Annotated in this window: 28 protein-coding genes, 1 pseudogene and 1 other annotated feature; of the genes and pseudogenes, 13 read left to right on the top strand and 16 right to left on the bottom strand. The window is 55.3% G+C overall.

The genetic code is table 11. From position 1 onward, the window contains the following. Window positions 1-6 precede the first annotated feature (6 nt). The 4 genes and pseudogenes from oppC to ACOTY5_RS07720 all read left to right on the top strand — a co-directional run bounded on the left by oppC (window position 7) and on the right by ACOTY5_RS07720 (window position 3,823). A complete protein-coding gene (gene oppC / locus ACOTY5_RS07735; RefSeq protein WP_003856740.1) occupies window positions 7-915 on the top strand; it encodes an oligopeptide ABC transporter permease OppC in 909 nt (302 codons plus the stop codon). 11 nt (window positions 916-926) lie between these two features. Beyond that, the gene (locus tag ACOTY5_RS07730) at window positions 927-1,940 is read left to right on the top strand and encodes an ABC transporter ATP-binding protein (protein ID WP_017384234.1); all 1,014 of its coding nucleotides are present in this window, start codon (window positions 927-929) and stop codon (window positions 1,938-1,940) included. After that, window positions 1,937-2,941, top strand: coding sequence for a murein tripeptide/oligopeptide ABC transporter ATP-binding protein OppF (oppF, locus tag ACOTY5_RS07725; protein WP_017384233.1), 1,005 nt, complete (start codon window positions 1,937-1,939; stop codon window positions 2,939-2,941). Before ACOTY5_RS07730 ends, oppF begins: the two co-directional genes overlap by 4 nt. Window positions 2,942-2,955: 14 nt before the next feature. After that, a pseudogene (locus ACOTY5_RS07720) lies at window positions 2,956-3,823 on the top strand (ion transporter). A 31-nt stretch (window positions 3,824-3,854) separates the two neighbouring features. Here the strand turns inward: ACOTY5_RS07720 and ACOTY5_RS07715 are convergent. Beyond that, window positions 3,855-4,184: an HI1450 family dsDNA-mimic protein gene (locus ACOTY5_RS07715; protein ID WP_003856748.1), complete on the bottom strand. Its 330-nt coding sequence runs from the start codon at window positions 4,182-4,184 to the stop codon at window positions 3,855-3,857. A 33-nt stretch (window positions 4,185-4,217) separates the two neighbouring features. Continuing rightward, on the bottom strand, window positions 4,218-5,678 hold the full coding sequence (gene cls / locus ACOTY5_RS07710) for a cardiolipin synthase (protein ID WP_003856750.1): 1,461 nt from the start codon (window positions 5,676-5,678) through the stop codon (window positions 4,218-4,220). Between the two features lie 143 nt (window positions 5,679-5,821). Between cls and ACOTY5_RS07705 the strand changes: the two genes are divergently transcribed. From ACOTY5_RS07705 to leuE, 4 genes are all read left to right on the top strand, one after another. Then, complete coding sequence (locus ACOTY5_RS07705; protein ID WP_017384232.1) at window positions 5,822-5,995, top strand: YciY family protein; 174 nt, start codon at window positions 5,822-5,824, stop codon at window positions 5,993-5,995. A 118-nt stretch (window positions 5,996-6,113) separates the two neighbouring features. After that, window positions 6,114-6,239, top strand: coding sequence for a KPN_01571 family protein (locus ACOTY5_RS07700; RefSeq protein ID WP_208971014.1), 126 nt, complete (start codon window positions 6,114-6,116; stop codon window positions 6,237-6,239). Between the two features lie 11 nt (window positions 6,240-6,250). Continuing rightward, on the top strand, window positions 6,251-6,661 hold the full coding sequence (locus ACOTY5_RS07695; RefSeq protein ID WP_015570374.1) for an Exc2 family lipoprotein: 411 nt from the start codon (window positions 6,251-6,253) through the stop codon (window positions 6,659-6,661). Window positions 6,662-6,728: 67 nt separating this feature from the next. Then, complete coding sequence (gene leuE / locus ACOTY5_RS07690; protein ID WP_006810877.1) at window positions 6,729-7,364, top strand: leucine efflux protein LeuE; 636 nt, start codon at window positions 6,729-6,731, stop codon at window positions 7,362-7,364. Between the two features lie 33 nt (window positions 7,365-7,397). Here the strand turns inward: leuE and ACOTY5_RS07685 are convergent, their stop codons facing one another. Beyond that, the gene (locus tag ACOTY5_RS07685) at window positions 7,398-7,694 is read right to left on the bottom strand and encodes a YciI family protein (protein WP_045142564.1); all 297 of its coding nucleotides are present in this window, start codon (window positions 7,692-7,694) and stop codon (window positions 7,398-7,400) included. 221 nt (window positions 7,695-7,915) lie between these two features. Between ACOTY5_RS07685 and tonB the strand changes: the two genes are divergently transcribed. After that, window positions 7,916-8,644 (top strand): TonB system transport protein TonB, encoded by a 729-nt coding sequence (gene tonB, locus ACOTY5_RS07680; protein WP_017384230.1) that lies wholly within the window; start codon window positions 7,916-7,918, stop codon window positions 8,642-8,644. 38 nt (window positions 8,645-8,682) lie between these two features. Here the strand turns inward: tonB and yciA are convergent, their stop codons facing one another. The 5 genes from yciA to ACOTY5_RS07655 all read right to left on the bottom strand — a co-directional run bounded on the left by yciA (window position 8,683) and on the right by ACOTY5_RS07655 (window position 13,270). After that, window positions 8,683-9,078 (bottom strand): acyl-CoA thioester hydrolase YciA, encoded by a 396-nt coding sequence (gene yciA / locus ACOTY5_RS07675; RefSeq protein ID WP_003856759.1) that lies wholly within the window; start codon window positions 9,076-9,078, stop codon window positions 8,683-8,685. A gap of 98 nt (window positions 9,079-9,176) precedes the next feature. Further along, window positions 9,177-11,363, bottom strand: coding sequence for a TonB-dependent siderophore receptor (locus ACOTY5_RS07670; RefSeq protein ID WP_062933962.1), 2,187 nt, complete (start codon window positions 11,361-11,363; stop codon window positions 9,177-9,179). 180 nt (window positions 11,364-11,543) lie between these two features. Next, entirely contained in the window at window positions 11,544-12,083 is a 540-nt protein-coding gene (locus ACOTY5_RS07665) for a septation protein A (protein ID WP_003856762.1), read from the bottom strand. Between the two features lie 13 nt (window positions 12,084-12,096). Next, the gene (locus tag ACOTY5_RS07660; protein WP_015570376.1) at window positions 12,097-12,840 is read right to left on the bottom strand and encodes a YciC family protein; all 744 of its coding nucleotides are present in this window, start codon (window positions 12,838-12,840) and stop codon (window positions 12,097-12,099) included. Between the two features lie 25 nt (window positions 12,841-12,865). Then, entirely contained in the window at window positions 12,866-13,270 is a 405-nt protein-coding gene (locus tag ACOTY5_RS07655; RefSeq protein ID WP_017384228.1) for a YkgJ family cysteine cluster protein, read from the bottom strand. 282 nt (window positions 13,271-13,552) lie between these two features. Here ACOTY5_RS07655 and ompW point away from each other — a divergent pair, with 282 nt between their 5' ends. Beyond that, window positions 13,553-14,185: an outer membrane protein OmpW gene (gene ompW / locus ACOTY5_RS07650; RefSeq protein ID WP_017693317.1), complete on the top strand. Its 633-nt coding sequence runs from the start codon at window positions 13,553-13,555 to the stop codon at window positions 14,183-14,185. Window positions 14,186-14,471: 286 nt separating this feature from the next. Here ompW and yedF read toward each other — a convergent pair whose 3' ends face one another. From yedF to trpL, 8 genes are all read right to left on the bottom strand, one after another. Then, the gene (yedF, locus tag ACOTY5_RS07645) at window positions 14,472-14,705 is read right to left on the bottom strand and encodes a sulfurtransferase-like selenium metabolism protein YedF (protein WP_003856774.1); all 234 of its coding nucleotides are present in this window, start codon (window positions 14,703-14,705) and stop codon (window positions 14,472-14,474) included. Continuing rightward, the gene (gene yedE, locus ACOTY5_RS07640; RefSeq protein WP_023296721.1) at window positions 14,702-15,913 is read right to left on the bottom strand and encodes a selenium metabolism membrane protein YedE/FdhT; all 1,212 of its coding nucleotides are present in this window, start codon (window positions 15,911-15,913) and stop codon (window positions 14,702-14,704) included. The genes yedF and yedE overlap by 4 nt, the downstream gene beginning before the upstream one ends. A 174-nt stretch (window positions 15,914-16,087) precedes the next feature. Next, entirely contained in the window at window positions 16,088-16,897 is an 810-nt protein-coding gene (trpA, locus tag ACOTY5_RS07635) for a tryptophan synthase subunit alpha (protein ID WP_015570379.1), read from the bottom strand. After that, complete coding sequence (trpB, locus tag ACOTY5_RS07630) at window positions 16,897-18,090, bottom strand: tryptophan synthase subunit beta (RefSeq protein WP_003856780.1); 1,194 nt, start codon at window positions 18,088-18,090, stop codon at window positions 16,897-16,899. The genes trpA and trpB overlap by 1 nt, the downstream gene beginning before the upstream one ends. A 10-nt stretch (window positions 18,091-18,100) precedes the next feature. Beyond that, window positions 18,101-19,459: a bifunctional indole-3-glycerol-phosphate synthase TrpC/phosphoribosylanthranilate isomerase TrpF gene (gene trpCF, locus ACOTY5_RS07625; RefSeq protein ID WP_045142566.1), complete on the bottom strand. Its 1,359-nt coding sequence runs from the start codon at window positions 19,457-19,459 to the stop codon at window positions 18,101-18,103. Between the two features lie 3 nt (window positions 19,460-19,462). Further along, on the bottom strand, window positions 19,463-21,058 hold the full coding sequence (trpD, locus tag ACOTY5_RS07620; RefSeq protein WP_017384223.1) for a bifunctional anthranilate synthase glutamate amidotransferase component TrpG/anthranilate phosphoribosyltransferase TrpD: 1,596 nt from the start codon (window positions 21,056-21,058) through the stop codon (window positions 19,463-19,465). Next, entirely contained in the window at window positions 21,058-22,620 is a 1,563-nt protein-coding gene (locus tag ACOTY5_RS07615) for an anthranilate synthase component 1 (RefSeq protein ID WP_045142567.1), read from the bottom strand. Before ACOTY5_RS07615 ends, trpD begins: the two co-directional genes overlap by 1 nt. Before the next feature lie 23 nt (window positions 22,621-22,643). Next, window positions 22,644-22,738 (bottom strand) — a sequence feature (Trp leader region). Beyond that, window positions 22,715-22,759: a trp operon leader peptide gene (gene trpL / locus ACOTY5_RS07610; RefSeq protein WP_071524153.1), complete on the bottom strand. Its 45-nt coding sequence runs from the start codon at window positions 22,757-22,759 to the stop codon at window positions 22,715-22,717. (Overlaps the previous feature by 24 nt.) A gap of 127 nt (window positions 22,760-22,886) precedes the next feature. Between trpL and rnm the strand changes: the two genes are divergently transcribed. From rnm to rluB, 3 genes are all read left to right on the top strand, one after another. Next, window positions 22,887-23,780 carry an RNase RNM gene (rnm, locus tag ACOTY5_RS07605; RefSeq protein ID WP_026080677.1) on the top strand — a complete coding sequence of 298 codons (894 nt, stop codon included), beginning with the start codon at window positions 22,887-22,889 and terminating at the stop codon, window positions 23,778-23,780. Further along, the gene (locus ACOTY5_RS07600; protein WP_003856793.1) at window positions 23,777-24,397 is read left to right on the top strand and encodes an L-threonylcarbamoyladenylate synthase; all 621 of its coding nucleotides are present in this window, start codon (window positions 23,777-23,779) and stop codon (window positions 24,395-24,397) included. Before rnm ends, ACOTY5_RS07600 begins: the two co-directional genes overlap by 4 nt. Before the next feature lie 97 nt (window positions 24,398-24,494). Then, window positions 24,495-25,370, top strand: a complete 876-nt coding sequence (gene rluB / locus ACOTY5_RS07595) for a 23S rRNA pseudouridine(2605) synthase RluB (protein ID WP_003856794.1) — start codon at window positions 24,495-24,497, stop codon at window positions 25,368-25,370. Window positions 25,371-25,387: the final 17 nt, after the last annotated feature.

Genomic DNA, 25,387 nt, shown 5'->3' with positions numbered 1-25,387 from the left:
CACGCCATGATGTTGAGTAAGAAAAACAGCGAGGCGCTGGAAAACTTCAGTGAAAAGCTGGAGGTCGAAGGTCGTAGCCTTTGGCAGGACGCCCGCCGTCGTTTTATGCATAACCGTGCCGCCGTTGCCAGCCTGGTCGTGCTGGTGCTTATCGCGCTGTTCGTAACCCTGGCACCAATGCTCTCTCAGTTCACCTATTTCGATACGGATTGGGGCATGATGTCCAGCGCGCCGGATATGGAATCCGGGCACTATTTCGGCACCGACTCCTCCGGGCGTGATTTGCTGGTGCGTGTGGCGATTGGCGGCCGTATCTCCCTGATGGTTGGCATCGCGGCGGCGCTGGTGGCGGTGATCGTCGGCACGCTTTACGGCTCGCTTTCCGGTTACCTCGGCGGGAAAGTGGACTCCGTGATGATGCGTCTGCTTGAAATCCTGAACTCCTTCCCGTTCATGTTCTTCGTCATTCTGCTGGTGACCTTCTTTGGTCAAAATATCCTGCTGATCTTCGTGGCGATCGGGATGGTGTCCTGGCTGGATATGGCGCGTATTGTGCGCGGCCAGACGCTGAGCCTTAAACGTAAGGAGTTTATCGAAGCCGCACAGGTTGGTGGCGTTTCTACCGCCAATATTGTGGTGCGTCATATCGTTCCTAACGTGCTGGGCGTGGTGGTGGTGTACGCCTCCCTGCTGGTGCCAAGTATGATCCTGTTTGAATCTTTCCTGAGCTTCCTGGGATTAGGTACGCAGGAGCCGTTGAGTAGCTGGGGCGCTCTGTTAAGTGATGGCGCAAACTCCATGGAAGTGTCACCGTGGTTACTGCTGTATCCGGCGGGCTTCCTGGTCGTCACCCTGTTCTGTTTCAACTTTATCGGCGATGGCCTGCGTGATGCCCTCGACCCGAAAGACCGTTAAGGAGCGCCGTCATGACCATTATTGAAACGGCAACCGCGCCACAGGCACAACAGCGGACCAGCGCACTGCTGGACGTTAAAGACCTCCGCGTGACGTTTAAAACCCCCGACGGTGATGTTACTGCCGTTAACGATCTCAACTTCGACCTGCGTGCCGGTGAAACGCTGGGCATTGTGGGCGAATCCGGTTCCGGTAAATCCCAGACCGCATTCGCGCTGATGGGCCTGCTGGCGTCAAACGGCGTGATCGGCGGTTCGGCGACGTTTAACGGGAAAGAGATCCTGAATTTGCCGGAACATGAGCTGAACAAGCTGCGCGCCGAGCAGATTTCAATGATTTTCCAGGATCCGATGACGTCCCTCAACCCCTATATGCGGGTGGGTGAACAGCTGATGGAAGTGCTGATGCTCCACAAGGGGCTGGGTAAAGCCGAAGCGTTTGAAGAGTCCGTCAAAATGCTGGATGCGGTGAAAATGCCTGAAGCACGCAAGCGCATGCGCATGTATCCGCACGAGTTCTCCGGCGGTATGCGCCAGCGCGTCATGATCGCGATGGCATTGCTTTGCCGACCAAAACTGCTGATCGCTGATGAACCGACCACCGCCCTGGACGTGACCGTTCAGGCGCAGATCATGACGTTGCTGAATGAGCTGAAGCGCGAGTTCAACACCGCCATCATCATGATTACCCACGATTTAGGCGTCGTTGCCGGGATCTGCGACAAAGTGTTAGTCATGTATGCAGGCCGCACGATGGAATACGGTAATGCTCGCGATGTGTTCTACCAGCCAGCCCATCCGTACTCTATCGGGCTGCTAAATGCCGTTCCGCGTCTTGATGCGGAAGGGGAGTCGCTGCTGACTATCCCGGGTAACCCGCCAAACCTGCTGCGCCTGCCAAAAGGCTGCCCGTTCCAGCCGCGTTGTCCGCATGCGATGGAAATCTGTAACAGCGCACCGCCGCTGGAAGCGTTTGCCCCAGGCCGTCTGCGCGCCTGCTTTAAGCCGCTGGAGGAGCTGGTATGAACGCGATCGACGAAAAAAGAAATGTGCTGCTCGAAATCGCTGACCTGAAGGTCCATTTCGATATCAAAGACGGTAAACAGTGGTTCTGGCAGCCTGCCAAAACCCTGAAAGCGGTGGATGGCGTCACGTTGCGCCTGTACGAAGGCGAAACTCTGGGCGTGGTAGGCGAATCCGGCTGCGGCAAATCGACGTTTGCGCGTGCGATCATCGGCCTGGTGAAGGCCACCGACGGGAAAGTGGCCTGGCTTGGCAAAGATCTGCTGGGGATGAAGCCGGATGAATGGCGCGACGTGCGCAGCGACATCCAGATGATTTTCCAGGATCCACTTGCGTCCCTGAACCCGCGTATGACCATTGGCGAAATCATTGCCGAGCCGCTGCGCACCTATCATCCGAAGATGCCGCGCCAGGAAATTCGCGATCGGGTGAAAGCGATGATGCTCAAGGTGGGTCTGCTGCCTAACCTCATCAACCGCTACCCACACGAGTTTTCCGGCGGTCAGTGCCAGCGTATCGGTATCGCACGCGCGTTGATCCTTGAACCAAAACTGATTATCTGTGATGAGCCGGTTTCGGCGCTGGACGTTTCCATCCAGGCCCAGGTGGTTAACCTGCTACAGAAACTGCAACGGGAAATGGGGCTGTCGCTGATCTTCATCGCCCACGATCTGGCGGTGGTAAAACACATTTCGGACCGTGTGCTGGTCATGTATCTGGGCCACGCCGTAGAGCTGGGCACGTATGATGAGGTGTACCACAATCCTCTGCACCCTTATACCAAAGCGCTGATGTCTGCGGTTCCCGTTCCGGACCCCGATCTGGAAAAAAATAAAACCATTCAGCTTCTGGAAGGTGAACTGCCTTCGCCAATCAACCCGCCTTCAGGCTGCGTATTCCGTACTCGATGCCCAATAGCCGGGCCGGAATGTGCAAAAACACGGCCGGTTCTGGAGGGCAGTTTCCGACATGCGGTTTCCTGCCTGAAAGTAGACCCGTTATAATCGCAAGGGCTGACATGATGTCAGCCCTTATTTTTCGAGGTTAATGTGTCGCGATTATTCACGTCGGCCCGTCAGCGGCTGTATCACCTTTTATTTGATCCTGAAACGGTTTCCGGTCGCCGCTTCGAGGGTCTGTGTGGTTTATTTGCGCTGATTAGCGTCATTATTATCTTTATCGAATCCGGCGCCGGAACGCAGTACCACATGACGTATGAGGAGTGGCACGTTTTCGTCTGGCTGGAATTGATTGTCACGCTGGTGTTTACTGCGGAATATGTGCTGAGGGTCATTAGCTGGCCAAATCCGGCGAAATACGTTTTCAGCTTCTGGGGATTTATTGATTTAGCCACCATCCTGCCGCTGTATGTCATGTGGCTGTGGCCTGAGATCAGCCTGAATTATGTGTTTGCCTGGCGTGCAATGCGGGCGATTCGTGTGTTACGGATTCTCAAACTGCTGCGCTTTATGCCGTCGCTGCGGGTTTTTTGGGTTGCCATTGTCAGCGCCCGCCACCAGCTGATTCTCTTCTATTCGTTTATTGCTATCGTGATGATCGTTTTTGGCTCCCTGATGTATTTAATCGAAGGGCCGAAATACGGGTTTACCACGCTTAATGCGTCTGTTTACTGGGCTATCGTCACGGTGACCACCGTGGGCTATGGCGATATTACCCCGCATACGCCGCTCGGACGTATTGTGGCATCGGTTCTTATCCTGATAGGCTATTCGGTGATAGCGATTCCGACGGGGTTAATTACCACCCATATGAGCAGCGCCTTCCAGAACAGCAAGCAGCAACGCAAATGTCCGAATTGTCAGCAGGGGAATCATGAACCCGGCGCGCGGTTTTGTCACCGCTGTGGAAATGCCTTACCGGATTAAATAAAAAAGGCTGCGCGGGCAGCCTTTTTTATTATTCGCGCCAGAGGATATGGCACAGTTTGTGATCTTTCTCGCGGCACAGCAGGACGCGGGCAAAGATGTCGTTAATTTCTCCGCCGTCTTCATCTGCCAGGCCAATCACCACCTCGGCGAAGAAGTCCGGGTTGAGATCAAAATCGACATGTTCGGCCCAGTCTTCAGCCGGATCGAACAGCTCAGCACCGCCACGCTCTTCGAATTGCAGGTTGAAAAGAATGACGTCAGCAGGGTCGAGATTATCGACCGCCAGCTCGAGAAAAATATCGTAGGCCTGTTCGAGCGTTTCGTCTTCGGTCAGGCGATTGTTCAGATCCATTTCCATGATGACTACCTGTTAAACATCGTTGGGCACGTTTTACAGCAACGGACTAAAGAAGTAAAACAGTCGTTCGGCAATTCGCTGCCAGAGCGGACGTTTCGCCCACAGTCTGGCGTCCAGCAGGCGTGAGCGGGAGATATAATCGTCCTGAACCGCCGCCAGATCGCCACCGAACCCGGCGTCATCAATGACCAGCGTAATTTCAAAATTCAGCCACAGACTGCGCATATCGAGGTTGACGGTACCCACCAGGCTCAGCTCTCCGTCCACCAGCACGCTCTTGGTGTGTAACAGGCCGCCTTCGAACTGATAAATTTTAACGCCTGCGGCCAGCAGCTCACTAAAGAACGCGCGGCTTGCCCATCCCACCAGCAGCGAATCGTTCTTGCGCGGCATAATAATGCTCACATCCACTCCGCGCTGTGCCGCTGTACAGATGGCATGCAGAAGGTCGTCGCTGGGAACGAAATAGGGCGTGGTCATGATCAGATATTCCCGCGCGGAGTAGGCGGCGGTAAGCAGTGCCTGATGGATCAGATCTTCCGGGAAGCCAGGACCGGAGGCGATAGTGTGGATAGTGTGCCCGCTGGCTTCCTCAAACGGCATGATATTGCCATCCGGCGGCGGGGGAAGAATGCGTTTCCCGGTTTCAATTTCCCAGTCGCAGGAGTAGACGATGCCCATTGAGGTCGCGATCGGTCCCTCCATCCGCGCCATCAGATCGATCCATTGCCCCACGCCGGAATCCTGCTTGAAGAAGCGGGGGTCAACCATGTTCATGCTGCCGGTGTAGGCGATATAGTTATCGATCAGAACCATTTTCCGGTGCTGGCGGAGATCCATGCGACGCAGAAAGACGCGGAAAAGATTCACTTTCAGCGCCTCGACCACCTCGATACCGGCGTTACGCATCATGCCTGCCCACGGGCTACGGAAAAAGGCCACGCTGCCGGCGGAGTCCAGCATCAGGCGGCAGTGGATACCGCGACGTGCAGCGGCCATTAGCGATTCGGCGACCTGGTCCGCCATGCCGCCCGGCTGCCAGATATAAAACACCATCTCGATATTGTGTCGGGCGAGCTGGATATCACGGATCAGCGCCTGCATCACGTCATCAGAAGAGGTCATCAGTTGCAGCTGATTGCCTTTTACCCCAGCAATCCCCTGGCGGCGTTCGCACAGCTTGAACAGAGATGCGGCCACGCTACTGTTCTCTTCAGCGAAGATATGCTTGCAGGCTTTAAGGTCGGCAAGCCATTTCGCCGTGGAGGGCCACATGGCGCGGGCGCGTTCGGCGCGGCGTTTACCCAGATGAAGTTCACCGAAAGAGAGATAGGCGATGATGCCCACCAGCGGCAGAATGTAGATAATCAGAAGCCAGGCCATGGCGGAAGGTACCGCTCTGCGTTTCATCAGAATGCGCAACGTCACCCCGGCAATTAACAGCCAGTATCCTAAAATGACCAGCCAACTCACCACGGTGTAGAAGGTTGTCATAAATAAAAAATCCTTTTGAAAGCGTATTGTTATGAGTTTACGCATCAGGATTCATCTGGCAAATAAAAACGGCAGATAAAAGCGCTGGTTTGCCGCCTGCTTAGGCATATAATGGCATCTCTGTTAGAGAAAGAGTTGTAGACATGAAGCGCAGTAGAACTGAAGTTGGGCGCTGGCGCATGTTGCGACAGGTGAGTCGTCGTAAGGCTCGTTGGCTGGAAGCACAATCCCGCCGCAATATGCGTATCCACGCCATCAGAAAATGTGGCCTGAACAGACACCGTAACGCGCTGTTGTTCGCGGTCCAGGACATCTGAAAAGCATGAAGGGCACCGTAAAGGTGCCCATTAAACATCCAGGCTATCAATTTTTGCAGTCTCCTTCCGTTTGCTTTCCGCGATATACTAAGTCCCCATAACGTCATGATATTAAAAGATGAATCCTTATCTCTGGATTTTTATTGTACTTTTGGCGCTGGATGCGCTCAGGGAAGATTTAGGACTTTCGTCATTTTCCTCATTGGCAGATTATGTTTTCGCATGGGGAATACATTTTTATTAAAGGAAAAAAGGATGAACGGAAAAGTAATGGCAGCACTCTTTGGGATTGCGATATTAAGCGGTTGTGCCAGCAGCAAAACCTCACCCGAACGGCACGCGTTTTATTTCGTGTCGCATCAGTCCAGCTTTACTGGCGGCAATTACACCTCCAGCGTGCAGAAAAATTATCAGCTGAACGTGGCGCAGTTCCGCGAGCTTTATGCCCGTGGCAAAGCTGACCGCGCGGAAGGGCGGACTGAGGCTGAAGCCAGTGAATACGCGCAAAGCATTCGCGATCAGCTAAAAGAAAATGCGAAGTCGCAGGAATTGTTCGCAGGCAACGCGAAGGATAAATGGTCTTCGGACATGGACAGTAAAGACGCCCTGTTATTTGGTAACGAACTGGCTGCGACTTATCTTGATGGCTATAACGGCGTACAATAGCGCAACTGATTCAGGGGATACCGTAATTACCGGTATCCCCGCTGTTTTTGAACGAAAGGAGTGAGACGTGTTTGCGGAGTTTGGTGTACTGAATTTCTGGACCTATGTTGTCGGCGCATTTTTTATCGTGCTGGTTCCAGGACCGAACACCTTGTTTGTGCTGAAAACAGGGATTGGCCACGGCGTTAAGAAAGGCTATCTGGCAGCCACCGGTGTGTTTATTGGTGATGCCGTGCTGATGTTTCTGGCCTGGGCGGGCGTCGCCGCGTTGATCCAGACCACTCCGGTTTTATTTAATATTGTCCGCTATCTGGGCGCGTTTTATCTGCTGTGGCTGGGCGGAAAAATGCTCTGGTCCGTTATGACGCGTCAAAAAAATGCGCACGAAAGTAGCGCCGAACCGGCAAGCGCAATCCTTAAGCGTTCGCTGGTGCTTAGCCTGACGAACCCGAAAGCGATTCTCTTTTACGTGTCGTTCTTCGTGCAGTTCATTGATGTCAATGCGAAGAATACCGGCACGTCGTTCCTGATCCTCGCCACAACGCTTGAGCTGATCAGCTTCATGTACATGAGCTTCCTGATTTTCTCAGGCGCGTTTGTCACGCGTTACCTCAAAACCAAAAAGAAACTGGCGAAGCTGGGGAACGGGCTGATAGGTCTGCTGTTTGTCGGATTTGCGGCGAGGCTGGCGTCGCTGCACTGAATGAAGAAAAGGCTCCCGAGGGAGCCTTTCGTTTCAGAATACTTTTTTATACGGACGAACCGTGACTTTCTCGTACACGCCGGCTGCGACGTACGGGTCTGCTTCTGCCCAGGCCTGCGCGGCTTCCAGAGATTCAAACTCGGCAATCACCATGGAGCCGGTAAAACCCGCCGCGCCCGGATCGTTGCTGTCAACGGCAGGCATCGGGCCTGCGGTCAGCAACCGACCTTCATCCTGTAGCAACTGTAAACGCGCCAGATGAGCAGGGCGAACGGAAAGACGTTTTTCCAGAGAATCAGGTACATCTTCAGCGTAAATCACGTAAAGCACGGCAAAGCTCCTTAACCGGTAAAAGTGACAATTACGTTATGTGAAAGCACAAATGACTGCAATGTAAAGATAATAACAATGTTAAAACCCTGATCTGGATGCCCCTTTTTTGCCCTCATGTACGCTTAAATTGCGCCAGGACAAAGTGTCTTATTGAATATGATTGCTATTTGCATTTAAAATCGAGGTTCGGTTTTTTAACGTTGATGATTATGACTTCGATGACCCTTGATTTACCTCGCCGCTTTCCATGGCCGACGCTGCTTTCCGTCGTTATTCACGGTGCTGTCGTGGCGGGTCTGCTCTATACCTCGGTTCATCAGGTTATTGAAATGCCGGCGCCTGCGCAGCCAATTTCTGTGACCATGGTATCGCCTGCGGATCTTGAGCCGCCGCAGGTTGCGCCGCCGCCGCCACAGCCCGTTGTTGAACCCGAGCCGGAGCCAGAGCCAGAGCCGGTTCCTGAACCGCCGAAAGAAGCGCCGGTAGTGATTCATAAGCCGGAGCCGAAACCTAAGCCGAAGCCAAAACCAAAGCCGGTCAAAAAGGTGGAAGAGCGTCCGAAACGCGAAGTGCGTCCGGTTGAGCCACGCGCCACGCAGCCGGTTGAAAATGCCGCCCCATCACGTCCGCTGATGAATAACACCACGACCGCGACAAAACCGACAGTAACGGCGCCCGCGGGCCCGCGCGCGCTGAGCCGTAACCAGCCGCAGTACCCGGCACGTGCCCAGGCGTTACGTATTGAAGGGCGTGTACGGGTGAAATTCGACGTTACGGCCGATGGACGTGTCGATAACGTGGAAATCCTGTCCGCACAGCCGGCGAATATGTTTGAACGCGAAGTTAAATCGGCCATGCGCAGGTGGCGCTATGAAGCCGGTAAACCCGGCAATGGGTTGATTGTGAACATTGTCTTCCGCCTGAACGGCGGGGCACAGATGGAATAAAAGAAGCCTCCGCAAGGAGGCTTTTTTTTACCTGAGGATCAGCTCCGTGGGAGCTGGCGGGGCTTACCGTCGCTATCCACCGCCACATAGATGAATAATGCCTCCGTCGCCTTATAGCGCTGACCAATCGGCTCAGAAGAGACTTTTTTCACCCATACTTCAATGTTGATGGAGACAGACGTATTGCCGCGTTTTACGCAGCGTGCATAACAGCACACCACGTCCCCCACCGCGACAGGGCGCAGGAAGGTCATGCCATCGACCCGGACGGTTACCACGCGCCCGTGTGCAATCTCTTTTGCCAGGATTGCACCGCCCATATCCATCTGCGACATCAACCAGCCGCCAAAAATATCGCCATTGGCATTCGTATCCGCAGGCATTGCCAGTGTGCGTAAAACCAGTTCGCCCTGAGGGGCGTCATTTGTTGTCATTGTTTTTAAACTCGTAACTGAAGACTTCAGGCGGGATGCTACTATGATTTCTGGCTGGAGAGAATAGGGTTAGCGCCCGCAGAGCAGGCGCAAGCGGGTCAGAACGACAGGGTCACGCCGGCGTAATACGCACGGCCAGGTTCGTTATAGGTCGATGCACCGTCATTTTCTCGGTAAATCTGCTTATCAAGGAGGTTGCTGATCCCGGCATTCAGGCGGACATCTTTTGTCAGTTGATAGTTACTACCGATCCCAACGATGGAATAGGCGCCAATCTCTTTATCTGACATCGCATTCTGCTCTTTGCGGATTTCAGCATTTTCTCTTGGCTTCTGGCGACCATACATCGTCCAGCCAATGTTCGCTGAAAGTTTGCTGTTAACCTGCCAGTCGAGCATCGTGTTGACGGTATATTTTGGGATAATCGACAGAGGGTTGCCGGTGTCCTTACTTTCAGACTGAATCATATACGTCGCATTGGTACGCCAGGTTAGCGTGTCGCGGATAACCGGGACGGTGAGGTTGCCTTCCAGCCCCTCAACAACAGCCTTTCCTCCGTTCTGCCACTGAAGGATATTTGCGCCGCTGCTTGTCTGGCCCAGCACGTCCGTTCCCGAAACAATCTTGTTTTTGTAATCGTTGCGGAACCAGGTTATGCCAGCCTCGTAGCCTTCCAGCGCAAAGGCCAGGCCAATCTCTTTGTTCACGCTGATTTCAGGATCCAGATCCGGGTTACCTAACAGGTAACAGCTTCCTTCGGAAACGTTGTTCGGGCAGCCATTGCCGCGGGTGGAAAGCAGATAGCCTTCGCTGGATTGATACAGGTTTGGCGCTTTAAATACCCGAGCGATACCCGCTTTAACCTTGAACATGTCACCCAAATCCTGAGAGAGGTTCAGGCTAGGACTCCAGTTGCTGCCAAACTGATTGTGATAATCAAAGCGGAGCCCTGGGATCAGGTTGGTGCCCTGACGCGCTTCAATATTGTCCTCAAGATAGATGCCAGTGAGGTCAGCGCTGTTTTTGCTGTTGCGCTCAGAAGCCGTGCCGGGAACGCCGTTAATCACTTCTCCCGACACATTTGTCGCCTGCATTGAGGCCGGATCGTTCAGTTCATCACGGTTCCATTCTGCACCCACGGTTAGCGTCTGTTCGACCAGCCAGAAGAAAGGAATGTTCAGTTCACCCGTTGAACGGTATGACTCCAGCCGGCTGGTATCGTATTTATCGCTATTGATCATCCCCTCAACTTTGCCCGTAGAGCCTTCTTCCAGGCGGGTGTTGTTGGTCTTTTCATAATAAACACCGAACTTAGACTGACCCCAGTCCCAGATGCCGTTGTGCGTAATGCCATAGGACTGGCGGTACATTCGGTTCGTTTCGTGTCCATACAGGGACGACACCAGACCGTCAGGGCTGACGTTGCTGTTGCTGTATTGAGTATCACCCGCGTAGATATTGCCCTGGCGGCTGTAGCTGTAGTCGAAATCGATAATCTGCTGTGGCGTGAGTTTCCAGGAGAGCAGGGCATTAATGTCCTTGTTGCGCACGCCTTCACGTCCGGCGGCGTAAGAGCCGTTTTGCGCGGTGTTGATGTCCTGAGCATCTGCGTCAGTTTTGTTGATATTCCCGTACAGGCGCATCGTTAACGCATCGCCCGCAAGGGGGCCGCTCAGATCAAAATTAGCGCGTTTCGTCGCTCCCTCTTTATCATTTTCAGGCTGGTTAGTGTACAGGGAGAGCGAGCCGTGCCAGTCGTTGGTCGGGCGTTTGGTAATGATGTTGACGACGCCGCCGGCCGCCCCCGAACCATAGCGGGCGGCAGCAGGTCCCCGGAGCACTTCAATGCGCTCAACCATCTCTGGCGGAACCCAGTTGGTATCCCCGCGGGTGTCGCGCTCCCCGCGCCAGCTGTAGCGCACCGAGTTACGTGACGACACCGGCACACCGTCAATCAGAATCAGCGTGTTCTCCGGCCCCATACCGCGGATGTCGATCTGGCGGTTGTTACCGCGGCTGCCTGTCGCGCTGTTTCCGGTGAGGTTAACCCCGGGCATTTTGCGAATAATTTCTGAAAGATCGTTAACCGGTGGATCCTTTTCTATGTCCTTTGCCGTGATGATGGAAACCCCCGGCTGTTGCTTCAGAGCCTCTTCAGCGGTGGCCTGAACAACCATTGTTTCACCATCGGCGAGAGGATCTTCCGCTGCGTGTGCGCTCTGATAAAGCGTTGAAAGAATGGCGAGCGTAAGTGTAGCCGGGGCAAATCTTATTATGTTATTCATCAACTCATTTCCATTTGTTAAAAATGCGATGACGAATATTAATGATAGTCATTCTCATTACAATAAAGTGACAGCAAACTCCATAAAATCTTCATGATTCAGACATTTTCGCAGGAAGGATGTAGAGAAAAGAGAAGGCGGGAAAAGAGGCCAGACCGCGTGGCGATCTGGCCAGAAGGATCAGTGCTTGTCATCCTGCGGCATGTGGCGATAAATATAAACGCCGCTGAGCAGGGTGAAGATAAGAGTCAGCGCCGTCAGGCCAAACACCTTGAAGTTGACCCAGATATTCTGCGGCAGCCAGAATGCGATATAGATATTCGCCAGACCACACAGAATAAAAAATAGCGCCCAGGCGATATTCAGACGCCCCCACACAGCCTGTGGCAGGGTCAGTTCTTTCCCCAGCATGCGCTGGATCAGCGGCTTCTTCATCACCCACTGGCTGATGAGGAGTGCGCCCGCAAACAGGCCGTAAATCACCGTGACCTTCCATTTGATAAATTCATCATTGTGGAAGAACAACGTCAGACCTCCAAACACCGCCACCATCAGGAAGGTGATGAGCGCCATCTTTTCAACTTTGCGATAGCGAACCCAGCTGTAAATCAGCACCACAGCCGTTGCCACAATCAGCGCCAGCGTGCCGGCATAAATGTCGTACAGCTTATAAAAAGCGAAAAATACGATCAGCGGTAAAAAATCAAGAAACTGCTTCATTCTGCGATCCCAGTTACTGACGAATTAACATGTACAGGCGGAACAAATAGACCAGCAGCACGGCTGAAATCAGATTGCTCAGCGTATTGGCGACAACCGCTCCGACGTTTGGCGTTAACACCGCAAAATTCGGCGCAAACAGCAACAGCAGAGTTTTGGCCAGCAGCCAGCTGATAACGGCCGGGGCGACCAGTCGCATATTGGCCCATGCGAGCCTGATGCTGCTGCGCATGGCGGTGAAAATGCCCATTTTGTCCTGCACAACCATTACTGGCGCGAATGAAAGCACGATAGCCAGCAGCACGCCCGGAACGACAACCAACATTATCCCCATCTGGACCAGCAGCGTGGTAAGGAAGATGAGGATAAACAGTTTTGGCAGCACCGGAGCGCTGGCCCCGATTGCACGTAACGCGCTGACGCGTTGGCCGGCAGACACCAGCTGGATCATCAGCAACACGCCACCCGCCAGAATGGCGTTGCCAATCAGGCCCGAGAAGGTAGATGCCGCAGATGCGCGCAGCAAGATTTGCTGTTGCTCTGGCGTCATATTCTGCACAAGGTCAAACAACCCTGCGCTGCCTGCAAGATTTTCCCCCTGGCTCAGCGTGGCAATCTGTTCATCACTGGGTGAGAACGCATGACCCAGCACCACCGTAATAAAGGCGCACAACAACGCGATCAGTAAAAAGGTAATGAACTGATTGCGGAAAAAATTTCCCGTGTCACGGTAGACAGACTTCGCCGTGATAGACATGCACTCTCCTTGAGTATTGCAGGTGTTAATTAGCCGGCAATTGTACACCGGATAACACGCTGGTGGCAGCATCAAGGCTTGTATGGAAAAGCATATCTTTGTAAAGCGGCGGTAATCCATAGCGGGCGCGGGCGCGATTGCATGCCTCATTGACCTGCCCATCCTCTCCCGACATCGCGAAAGTGCGACACGGGCTGGGGCGATCCGCGTAAATGGAACAGCGGGTGGATACCCCAGGCTCACCTTGCAGTGCCACACAGCGGCTCTGTTTTTGGTTGGTGCCGCGCATACAGCGCAGAAAAGGGGTTAAGGGTTCAGTGAGATCAACCGGAACGGTGCCGCCGCCATCGCTGGCTTCAGCCCAGTAGAAAGAGACTCGAAAATACGCACAACAGGCTCCGCACGTCATGCACGGGTTATGATCACTCATGGCACACCTGCAAAAGTAGAACGCATCAAATCACATTGTGAGAGCGATAAATTATCCAGCCGCTACAGGAAGCGCAAGAGAGGGAAAACAGAAAATTTTGTAACCATGAAATGCCAAAAATTGACGCGGTAACAACTTATTGCTTTATGAGGCGTCACCAAAAATTAACCTAGATCAATGAATGTTAACTTACTGGTTTTAATGTGATCTGTGTTAGATCACTTATTACTCATTTGTGAGTATATTCTCCTCCGCAATTAAAACCACAACGATGGAGCGGATATGAAAAAATTAGCGGTGGCAGCCCTTATCTTAAGCAGTCTCTCTGGCGGCGCGTACGCGCATGAAGCAGGCGAATTCTTTATTCGTGCCGGTTCGGCAACGGTGCGTCCAACGGAAGGGTCCGATAATGTACTGGGTATGGGCGGGTTTAACGTCAGCAATAACACCCAGTTAGGCCTGACGTTTACGTATATGGCAACGGATAACGTTGGCGTCGAGCTTTTAGCCGCCACGCCATTCCGTCACCGCGTCGGTTTAGGACCGACCGGGGACATTGCCACGGTTCACCATTTGCCACCAACGCTGATGGCGCAGTGGTACTTCGGCGATTCCAGCAGCAAGGTGCGCCCTTATATTGGTGCAGGGGTTAACTACACCACCTTCTTTGATGAGAAATTTAACGATACCGGTAAAGAGGCCGGGCTCTCCGATCTCAGCCTGAAAGACTCGTGGGGCATGGCGGGGCAGGTTGGTCTGGATTATCTGATTAACCGTGACTGGCTGATCAACGCCTCGGTCTGGTATATGGACATTGATACGGACGTGCGCTTTAAAGCTGGCGGCCAGCAGCAAAGTATCAATACCCGTCTGGATCCGTGGGTATTTATGTTCTCAGCAGGCTATCGTTTCTGACAGAAGATATATCCCCTGTCAGCCGGTGATTGCTGTATGGTGGTTGTTCCACACACCTGGCTGGAGGGGATATCCCCAACATCAAATTTGAGTGTCCGGTTTGTGCAGGTAAACAGTTTCAGTTCACGACGTTCAGCCCAGCACATAGCCTACCTCACGGTGCTATCTGTTCCGTTTGCGGAACACGTCTCACCATTCATTCATGCCTGCCGAAGCTCAGACGACGACGGTGGCCAAAGCCAGTAAACTAGAAAAGGCCTCTGAGAGGCCTTTTTAGATCGTGAAGTCACTTCTGAATTAAATAACGAATGGTTGGTCCGTCCTGCTGGATATCCAGCACGGTATAGCCGTGATTTTTGGCATCCAACGGAATGTTATTGATCGACTGGGGGCAATCGCTCACCACTTCCAGAATTTCACCTTTCTTTAGCTGCGGTAGCGCTTCAAGCGTGGCGACGGCCGGGTAAGGGCAAGGTTCACCCACCATATCGAGACGATAGTCAGGCACGATCTCTTTCATGCGGCATTCTCCTGAGTTTCAGTTTTGGCGGTGGCGCGTCGGAAGAAGCGCTTCTCTTGTGCAACAACCAGTAAGAAGGCGATAAGCAGCAGGGCGTAGGTCACCAGGAGCCCCCCGAGTGGACCAAAGGTATTCAGCAGGTTGACCTTGTCCCAGTTTGTTGCCAGTACCGGAGAGACGTCATCCCAGTAGTAGGCCAGAATGGTAGAGCCAATCACGTTACCCAGACCCACCCACCAGTAATGCACCTGGCCTTCCACAGCGCGATACATCCAGCCGGTTTCACACCCGCCCGCCAGCACGATGCCAAAACCAAACAGCAGCCCGCCAATGACGGCATTTGGGCCCGCCCACATGATTTTCGGTTCCACGCCGAGCTGAACGTAGCTGAAGATGCCGATCGCGCTCACGGCCATACCGGCAATGATCGCCTTCGCCATCATGGTGCGTCCGGTGATCCACATATCGCGAAACGCGGAGGTGAAGCAGATCTGCGCGCGTTCAATCAGCAGACCAAAACCGACGCCGAACAGCATGGCCAGGCCGAGTTTTGGCTGATTCATCGCCGTGCAAATCGCCCAGGCAACCATGGCAAAAAAGACCAGCATACCGAGGCGGAAGCGACGACGCGCCTGATCGGGTTTTTGCGTTAACGGAGAGGCAGCGCTAACTTTCGTCATTTTCACCGGAATGCGGAACAGCGGCAGCAGGGTGAATTTAGCACCGAAGTAGGAGCCGATGGCGGTGGCGACGGCAAAGAACCAGGCATGCAGCGAGAACTGCGGAATACCGGTAAAGAACGCGGCCAGATTACAGCCCATCGCCAGGCGGGCGCCAAACCCGGCAATGATGCCGCCGACCACGGCCTGCATAATGCGGATGCGGCTTTTCGGCATGCGCAACTTAACGTTGTTGGCCCACAGCGCGGCCGCAAAACAGCCGCCGAACATGCCAATGATCATCATCCCGTCGATGCGGGTCAGCGGTGTGCCCTCAAGATGGATCAGTTTGAAGTAGCCCCACTCTTCGGCATGGACACCTGCCAGCTGTAATAGCTGCCCACCCCAGCGGGTAAACTCGCCCGTAACAGCCCAGAAGGTGCCGGTAATACCGAAATAATAAGTAGAGAGAATGCCTGCCGCGATAACGGCCGGAACAGGTGACCAGAACTTAACCAGGTAAGTCTGTTTGAAGGAATGCCATGACATGAATAACCTCTGAACTCAGAAGGGTAACGCTAAAAAGAGCCCAGATCATACGCTTACGCGAAAGTTTGGAAAGTCATTCACACCGAAAATATCGACAGGATCAATTTTGACCTGCTTCTTTCCGGATGAGAGAAGGGAAAACCGCCTGACGCCGGGGCCAGACGGTGTTAACGGTTACGCCTTGCGCGTGGCCGCTTTCATGGATGTGACGAATGCGTGTAACTCAGCCAGCATCTGCTCTGGCTTATCCACGTTCTTCTCGATAATTTTCACGATAGCCGAACCGGAAATGGCTCCGGCGGCTTTCGCGTCAATCGCCGCAGTAACCTGATCCGGTGAGGAAATGCCAAAGCCCTGAAGCGGCGGTGCAGCATGGTATTCTGCCAGCTTCTCCACCAGATGATGCAGCGGCAGCGCGGCTTTGTTTTCCGCACCGGTGACGCCCGCACGGGAGAGCAGGTAGGTGTAACCTCGTCCGTAAGAGGCAATCTGGCGCAACAGATCGTCATCGGCATTCGGTGGACAGATGAAAATCGGCGCGACGTTGTGGCGCATTGCCGCCTGACGGAATGGCGCAGACTCTTCAACGGGCACGTCAGCCACCAGCACGGAGTCAACGCCCACGCGGGCGCACTCTGCGTAAAACGCATCAATACCGCGGCTGAACACCAGGTTGGCGTACATCAGCAGGCCGATCGGAATGGTCGGGTGCTTCTGACGGATCGCCGCCAGCATTTCAAAGCACTGGCTCGGCGTCACGCCCGCGGCAAACGCGCGTAGCGTTGCGTTCTGAATGGTCGGGCCATCCGCCAGCGGATCGGAGAACGGAATACCGAGCTCCAGCGCGTCGGCACCGGCATCAATCAGGGTGTCGATAATCTTCAGCGACTGCTCCGGGCCGGGGTCGCCCAGCGTCACGAAGGGAACGAAGGCGCCTTCCTGGCGAGCTTTCAGTTGTGCAAATGCGTTGTCGTAGCGTTCCATCAGATTTCCCCTCGTGCTTTCAGAATATCGTGAACGGTGAAGATATCTTTGTCACCGCGACCGGAAAGGTTTACCACTAGCAGCTGCTCTTTTTCCGGGTTTTCCTTCATCATTTTCAGCGCGTGCGCCAGCGCGTGGGAAGACTCCAGCGCCGGGATGATCCCTTCATTGCGGCACAGCGTTTTGAAGGCCTCCAGCGCTTCGTCATCGGTGATGGAGACATAATCCGCGCGGCCGGTGCTGTTGAGGAACGCGTGCTGCGGCCCTACGGACGGGAAATCCAGCCCGGCAGAGATTGAGTAAGACTCTTCAATCTGCCCTTCATCGGTCTGCATCATCGGGGCCTTCATGCCGAAGTAGATCCCCACGCGGCCATGCTTCAGCGGCGCACCATGCTCGCCCGTTTCAATACCGTGGCCGGCAGGCTCAACGCCAATCAGCCCAACGCTGGTTTCGTCGATAAAATCGGCAAACATGCCGATGGCGTTAGATCCGCCGCCAACGCAGGCGATCACCGCATCCGGCAGGCGACCCTCTTTTTCGAGGATCTGCGCTTTAGTCTCTTCGCCGATCATGCGCTGGAATTCACGCACGATGGTCGGGAACGGGTGCGGGCCCGCGGCGGTACCGAGCATGTAGTGGGCGGTTTCGTAGCTGCCAGACCAGTCGCGAAGCGCTTCATTACAGGCATCTTTCAGCGTGGCAGAACCGCTGTGCACCGGGATCACTTCCGCCCCCATCAGACGCATACGGAACACGTTTGGCGATTGGCGCTCAACGTCCTTCGCCCCCATGTAAATGCGGCATTTCAGACCGAGCAGGGCGCTGGCGAGCGCTGAGGCCACACCGTGCTGTCCCGCGCCGGTTTCGGCGATGATTTCGGTTTTACCCATCCGCTTCGCGAGCAGCGCCTGGCCAAGCACCTGGTTAGTTTTATGCGCGCCACCGTGCAGCAGATCTTCACGCTTAAGATACAGCGTAGTTTTAGTGCCTTCGGTCAGGTTGCGGCACTTTGTCAGCGCCGTCGGACGACCGGCGTAGTTTTTCAGCAGGTCGGTAAACTCCGCCTGAAACGCCGGATCTTTCTGTGCGCTCACGAACGCTTCTTCCAGCTGGCGCAGCGCGGGCATCAGGATTTGTGGGACATACATCCCACCGAACTCACCAAAATACGGGTTAAGTAATGTCGTCATCTTCTCTTCCTTAATATGCACGCAGAGTTTTAAATACCGATGCCAGCTTGCTGGCGTCTTTAATGCCCGGTTGGGACTCTACGCCTGAATTGAAATCGAGGCCTGCGCAGCCGGTTTTGGCCGCTTCCACACAGTTATCGGGGCTTAATCCCCCCGCCAGCAGGACATTGTCCAGCACTTCGCCACGCAGCAGTGACCAGTCAAAACGCTGCCCCGTGCCGCCCTGGCCGTTGTCGAGCACGTATTTATCAACATGCTTCAGGTTACGCGCGGGCAGGGTGGCGCCAACGCTTTGCGCTTTCCAGATCTGAACCTGAGGCGCCAGAACATGTCGCAGAGCATCGATGTACGCCTGATCTTCATCGCCGTGCAGCTGGACCGCGCTCAGGGATAACGCGTCCGCTTTTGCCGCAACGTCGTTAATATCCGCATTGCGGAACACGCCCACGTAGCTCAGTGGCGCAGCCGCGATCACCTTGCGCGCCTGTTCTTCATTTACTGTGCGAGGAGAGGACTCGACAAAGATCAGACCACCATAGATTGCGCCCGCTTCATATGCGGCCTGCGCATCCTGTTCACGGGTCAGGCCGCAGACTTTGTTCTCACCCAACAGCACGCGGCGCACGGCCGCGTTAAGGTCTTCGTGTTCCATCATTGCGGAACCTATCAGGAAACCGTTGGCAAAGTGGCTGAGTTCGCGCACCTGAGCGTAGCTGTTAATCCCGGATTCGCTGATCACCGTGACGCCCGCGCCCAGACGCGGCGCAAGCTGGCGCGTACGGTTGAGGTCAATCGACAGGTCGCGCAGGTCGCGGTTGTTAATGCCGACCACTTTGGCTTCCAGCGCGATGGCGCGCTCCAGCTCCTCTTCGTTGCTCACTTCGGTCAGCACGCCCATATTCAGGCTGTGCGCGACGGCGGAGAGCTGGCGATACTGCTCGTCATCCAGCACGGAGAGCATCAGCAGGCAGGCATCTGCCTGGTAAAAGCGCGCCAGCCAGATCTGATACGGGTCGATAATAAAGTCTTTGCACAGTATCGGCTGCGGCGCGATGCCGCTGACTACGGGCAGAAAATCGAAGCTGCCCTGGAAATATTTCTCATCCGTCAGCACAGAAATGGCAGACGCATGATGCTTGTAGATACCGGCAATACGCGCCGGGTCGAAATCGTCGCGGATCACGCCTTTGGACGGAGACGCTTTTTTACACTCCAGAATAAACGCGGTACGCGCGCCCTGGAGCGCATCATAAAAACGACGGCTGCTCGGAACGACGTCATTCTGAAAACTGGCGAGCGGCTGCTGTTGCTTACGGGCTTCCACCCAGATGGCCTTATCGGCGACGATTTTCGCTAAAACGGTCTGCATTATTTACCCTCTTGCCGCAAGTGCGGTAACGCGATCGTAAGCTGCACCGGAGCGCAGTACGTCCAGAACTTTTTGGGCGTTGGCTTTCAGATCTTCCTCGCCATGTAAACGCATCAGCATGGCTACGTTGGCCGCCACGGCGGCCTCATGGGCGGCCTCACCTTTACCTTGTAATAAGCGCGTGAGAATGTCACGGTTTTCTTCCGGCGTGCCGCCCGCCAGGGCGTCCTGATGGTACGGGGTCAACCCGAAGTCAGCGGCCTCAAGTTGATAGTTCAGCACTTCGCCGTTATTCAGTTCCGCCACCAGCGTGGGCGCATGCAGGGAAACTTCATCCATCCCGCCGCTGTGTACCACGGCGGCGCGTTGGTAACCGAGGACGCGCAGCGTCTCCGCAATCGGCAGGACCAGTTCCGGGCTGTAAACGCCAATCAGCGCCAGCGGCGGGTGCGCCGGGTTAATGAGTGGACCGAGCACGTTAAACAGCGTACGGGTTTTGAGCTGCTGGCGAACCGGCATCGCGTGGCGGAAACCGGTGTGATACTTCGGCGCAAACAGGAAACAGACGCCCAGGTCATCCAGCGCTTCACGGGAACGCTCGGCGTTCATGTCCAGGTTGATACCGAAAGCCGCCAGCAGGTCGGACGATCCTGAACGGCTGGACACGCTGCGGTTGCCGTGTTTCGCCACCTTCAGACCGCATGCCGCGGCCACAAAGGCGCTGGCGGTGGAAATATTGATACTGTTACTGCCGTCGCCACCGGTCCCGACAATATCGGCAAACGGATAGTCCGGGCGCGGGAACGGGGCGGCATTTTCCAGCAGCGCGGTTGCCGCGCCGGCGATCTCCTGCGGGCTTTCGCCACGTACCTTCATGCTCACCAGCGCAGCGGCCAGCTGCTCAGGCTTCAGCTCGCCGCGCACGACGGCGGAGAACAGCTGATGGCTCTCCTGCTGGCTCAGGGTCTGAGCCTGATACAGTTTTTCCAGAATCGGTTGCAGGGTGTTGGTCTGCTCCAGCTTTTGTAGCGCCCAGTCGAGCGTTTGCTCCAGCAGACGCGCGCCGTTGGACGTCAGGATAGATTCCGGGTGGAACTGCATCCCGCAGACGCGATCCGCATCGTGACGCACCGCCATCACCATCCCTTCAAACGAGGCGTTAATGGTCAGCCCGGCCGGAATGTTGCTGCCGACCAGCGAGTGGTAACGCGCTACCGGAAGCGGGTTCGGCAGACCGGCAAACATCGCCTGACCGTCATGTTCAATACTTGACGCTTTACCATGGAGGATCTCCCCCGCCTGACCCACGTAACCGCCGTAGGCTTCGACAATCGCCTGGTGGCCGAGGCAGATGCCGATAATCGGCAGCTTGCCGCGCATACGGGTCAACAGCTCAGGCATACAGCCTGCTTCGCTCGGTGCGCCTGGGCCCGGGGAGAGCATCAGCACCGGGTTTTGCATGGTCGCCAGACGGTCAATTAGCGTCTGGGCCGGAACGTGGTTGCGATAGATAACGACATTGTGACCATTCGCACGCAGCTGATCTGCCAGGTTGTAGGTAAAGGAGTCGATATTATCGAGCAGCAGAATGTCAGCCATCAGAAAATCTCCTGTGCATGATGTGCGGTAGCAATGGCGCGCAGTACCGCGCGCGCTTTACTGCGGGTTTCGTCGGCTTCCGACTGCGGAACAGAATCCAGCACAATCCCGGCCCCGGCCTGGACGGTGGCAATGCCGTCCTCAACGTAGGCGGAGCGGATCACGATGCAGGTATCAAGGTCACCGTGAGCGGTGAAATAGCCCACGGCACCACCGTAGCTGCCGCGACGGCGTCCTTCCGCTTCGGCGATCAGCTGCATAGCGCGGACTTTCGGCGCGCCGCTCAGGGTGCCCATGTTCATGCAGGCGCGGTAGGCGTGCAGAACGTCGAGGTCGTGGCGCAGTTCACCCACCACGCGGGATACCAGGTGCATGACGAAGGAGTAGCGGTCGACTTTGGTCAGGTCCGCCACGTAGCGGCTGCCAGGCGTACAAATGCGTGCCAGATCGTTACGCGCCAGGTCAACCAGCATCAGGTGTTCGGAGAGCTCTTTATGGTCGGTACGCATTTCCAGTTCGATGCGGCTGTCGAGATCGCGGTCCAGGGAGCCATCGGCACGACGGCCGCGTGGACGGGTTCCCGCTATCGGGTAGATCTCAATCTGGCGGCTGGTGGCGTCGTACTTGAGGGAGCTTTCCGGCGACGCGCCAAACAGGGTGAAATCATTGTCCTGCATAAAGAACATGTACGGGCTTGGGTTGCTCTTTTTCAGCACATCGTAAGCCGCCAGCGGCGACGGGCAGGGCAGTGAGAAGCGACGGGACGGCACTACCTGGAAAATCTCCCCGGCACGAATCGCTTTTTGCATCTGACGCACCACCGCGCCGTACTGATCGTCGGTCTGACTCACCTCGCAGGTCATCTTTTCAACACGCTGCACTGGCAGCGCGGGCGGTGCTTCCGACATCTGCTGTTGCAGTTGGGCGATGCGCTGCGCGAGGCGATTTTTCTCAGACACAGACGGCGTGAACAGGCTGGCCTGGATGCGGGTGTATTTTTTCTGATGGTCGATCACCAGCAGGGTTTCGGCCAGGTAGAAACAGTAGTCCGGGCAGCGGTTACCCTGCTCGGTTTCCGGTAAATCTTCAAAGCCAGCAACCAGGTCGTAAGCAAACAGCCCGCCAAAGAACATTGCTTCGCGCTCAACTTCCGGCACGGCCACCAGATTTTGCAGCAGGCGAAAGGCGTCAAAAACGGAGAGCGAGCAGAGGCGGGCATCCTCATCCAGCAGCTGGCTCACCGGCGGGAAATGCAGAATACGCAGGTCCGGGTGGCGTTCATTTTCAATGCCTGAAGGCAGCGTCGCATCCAGCAGCGGCAGGAGCGACGCGCCATTGTCAGACAACGCCCTGATAGTGACGGTGTCACCTAACGCGGTAATGCGCAGCGCGCTGTCAACCAGCAGCAGGCTTTTGAGGTCGTCCTTACTGTCGATATCAGCTGACTCCAGCAGCAGCGTCGCGGGACGTGCGCCGCACACCTGATGAAACAGCGCGGTAGGGTTATGGCGATAGGCCGCCTCGCAGGTCAGCAGTTCGAGATGAGGTTTGGCTGTTTGCATGTTGTTGTTCTCATATTCTGTTCAAAAAAAAGCCCGCTGGGTAGCGGGCCGGGTATCTGTTTGCATTTCGCAGACGCGTGACACTGCCCGAAGATCAGGAAGTACGCCACCAACCGTGCAAAGCGAAATGTGCTGTCATTTTCAGATACCTTTCTCGTGTGAACTTGCGTACTAGTTAACTAGTTCGATGGCGTGTTGTCAACCCCTGATTTCAGTATTTCGCGGTTAGTCGGTATCATAGGGGCTTCGGATGTCTCCAACCTGTTATGGGAAGTGCTTTGAGCGATACCACCTACGCCGTAATTTATGATTTACACAGCCATACGCAGGCTTCAGATGGCCTGCTGACACCCGAAGCCTTGGTCCATCGCGCCGTTGAAATGCGTGTCGGCACGCTGGCAATAACCGATCACGATACCACTGACGGCATTCCCGCCGCGCGCGCCGAGATTGCCCGCAGCGGACTGGCGCTGGATCTGGTGGCCGGGGTTGAGATCTCGACGGTCTGGGAAAACCACGAAATTCATATCGTTGGCCTGAATATCGATACAGAACATCCGGCCATGCGTGCTTTTTTGCAAGAACAAAAAACACGCCGCAATCAACGCGCGGAGATGATTGGCGAACGTCTGGAAAAAGCGCATATTCCCGGTGCGCTGGAAGGCGCGCGAAAGCTGGCGAACGGTGGGGCGGTGACGCGCGGCCATTTCGCCCGTTTTCTGGTGGATGCCGGTAAGGCGACGACCATGGCGAATGTCTTTAAAAAGTATCTGGCGCGCGGGAAAACCGGATACGTTCCCCCACAGTGGTGTACAATAAAACAAGCTATTGATGTGATTCATCATTCTGGCGGTAAGGCCGTGCTGGCCCATCCGGGGCGGTATAATCTTTCTGCTAAATGGCTGAAAAGACTGCTGGCACACTTTGCCGAATGCGGCGGTGAGGCGATGGAAGTTGCCCAGTGTCAGCAGGCACCCAATGAGCGTTCGCAGCTCGCGACCTACGCCCGTCAGTTTGGTCTGCTTGGGTCACAGGGTTCAGATTTCCATCAGCCCTGCGCGTGGATTGAACTGGGGCGCAAGCTCTGGTTACCCGCGGGCGTTGAGCCTGTCTGGCAGCTCTGGGAACAGCCACAGCAAATTGAAGAGAGGGAAGTATGAGTCAGTTTTTCTATATCCATCCGGATAACCCCCAGCCACGTCTGATTAATCAGGCCGTGGAGATCGTCCGCAAAGGCGGCGTTATTGTCTACCCAACCGATTCTGGCTACGCGCTGGGCTGTAAAATTGAGGATAAAGGGGCGATGGAGCGCATCTGTCGCATCCGCCAGCTGCCGGATGGCCACAACTTCACCCTGATGTGTCGCGATCTCTCTGAGCTGTCGACCTATGCTTATGTTGATAACGTGGCCTTTCGTCTGATTAAAAACAACACGCCGGGTAACTACACCTTCATTCTGAAGGGGACAAAAGAGGTGCCGCGTCGTCTGTTGCAGGAAAAACGTAAAACCATCGGCATGCGCGTGCCGTCGAACCCGATTGCCCAGGCGCTACTGGAAACCCTCGGCGAGCCGATGCTCTCCACATCGCTGATGCTGCCGGGCAGTGAGTTTACCGAGTCCGACCCGGAAGAGATCAAAGATCGTCTGGAGAAGGTGGTGGAGCTGATTATTCATGGCGGCTATCTTGGTCAGCAGCCGACCACCGTGGTGGATCTCACCGAAGACGCGCCAGAAGTGATTCGTGAAGGCGTGGGCGATGTTAAGCCTTTCTTGTAAGGGTGTAAGCAGATATACTACGCGGCCATCAAAGCAGGGCGCCGCCCTGTTTTTGACCTGATTCGACGCCTGTGAAGGCGACACCTGAGGAAGCTCAATGAGCGAGAAGTTACAGAAAGTGCTGGCGCGCGCCGGCCACGGTTCGCGCCGTGAAATCGAAGCCATTATTGAAGCAGGCCGCGTGAGTGTGGACGGTAAAATCGCCACGCTCGGTGACCGCGTTGAAATCGTACCGGGGCTGAAGATCCGCATTGACGGCCATCTTATCTCCGTGAAAGAGTCTGCTGAACAGATCTGCCGCGTACTGGCTTACTACAAGCCGGAAGGCGAACTGTGTACCCGCAACGATCCTGAAGGCCGCCCGACGGTGTTTGACCGTCTGCCAAAATTGCGTGGCGCCCGCTGGATTGCCGTAGGCCGTCTGGACGTGAACACCTGCGGCCTGCTGCTGTTCACCACCGATGGTGAACTGGCAAACCGTCTGATGCACCCGAGTCGTGAAGTGGAACGTGAATACGCCGTTCGTGTTTTCGGCCAGGTTGATGAGAACAAACTGCGCGACCTGTCGCGTGGTGTTCAGCTGGAGGACGGCCCTGCGGCGTTCAAAACCATCAAGTTTACCGGTGGTGAAGGCATTAACCAGTGGTACAACGTTACCCTGACAGAGGGACGTAACCGCGAGGTGCGTCGACTGTGGGAAGCGGTCGGTGTCCAGGTGAGTCGCTTGATTCGCGTCCGCTATGGCGACATTCTGCTGCCGAAAGGCCTGCCACGTGGCGGCTATACCGAACTGGATCTGACGCAAACCAACTACCTGCGCGATCTGGTTGGCCTGACGCCAGAAACCACGTCGAAAGTGGCGGTAGAGAAAGATCGTCGTCGCATGAAGGCGAATCAAATCCGCCGTGCGGTGAAACGTCATAGCCAGGTCAGCAGCAATCGCCGCTCTGGCAGCCGTAATAACAACGGTTAATTGAAAAGCCCGGTGAA

This window comes from Enterobacter cloacae complex sp. SHL018, from assembly GCF_049237905.1.
Taxonomy (GTDB): domain Bacteria; phylum Pseudomonadota; class Gammaproteobacteria; order Enterobacterales; family Enterobacteriaceae; genus Enterobacter; species Enterobacter hormaechei_C.
Note: the sequence above shows the minus strand (reverse complement) of the source record. Positions and strands in the feature narration are given on the sequence as shown.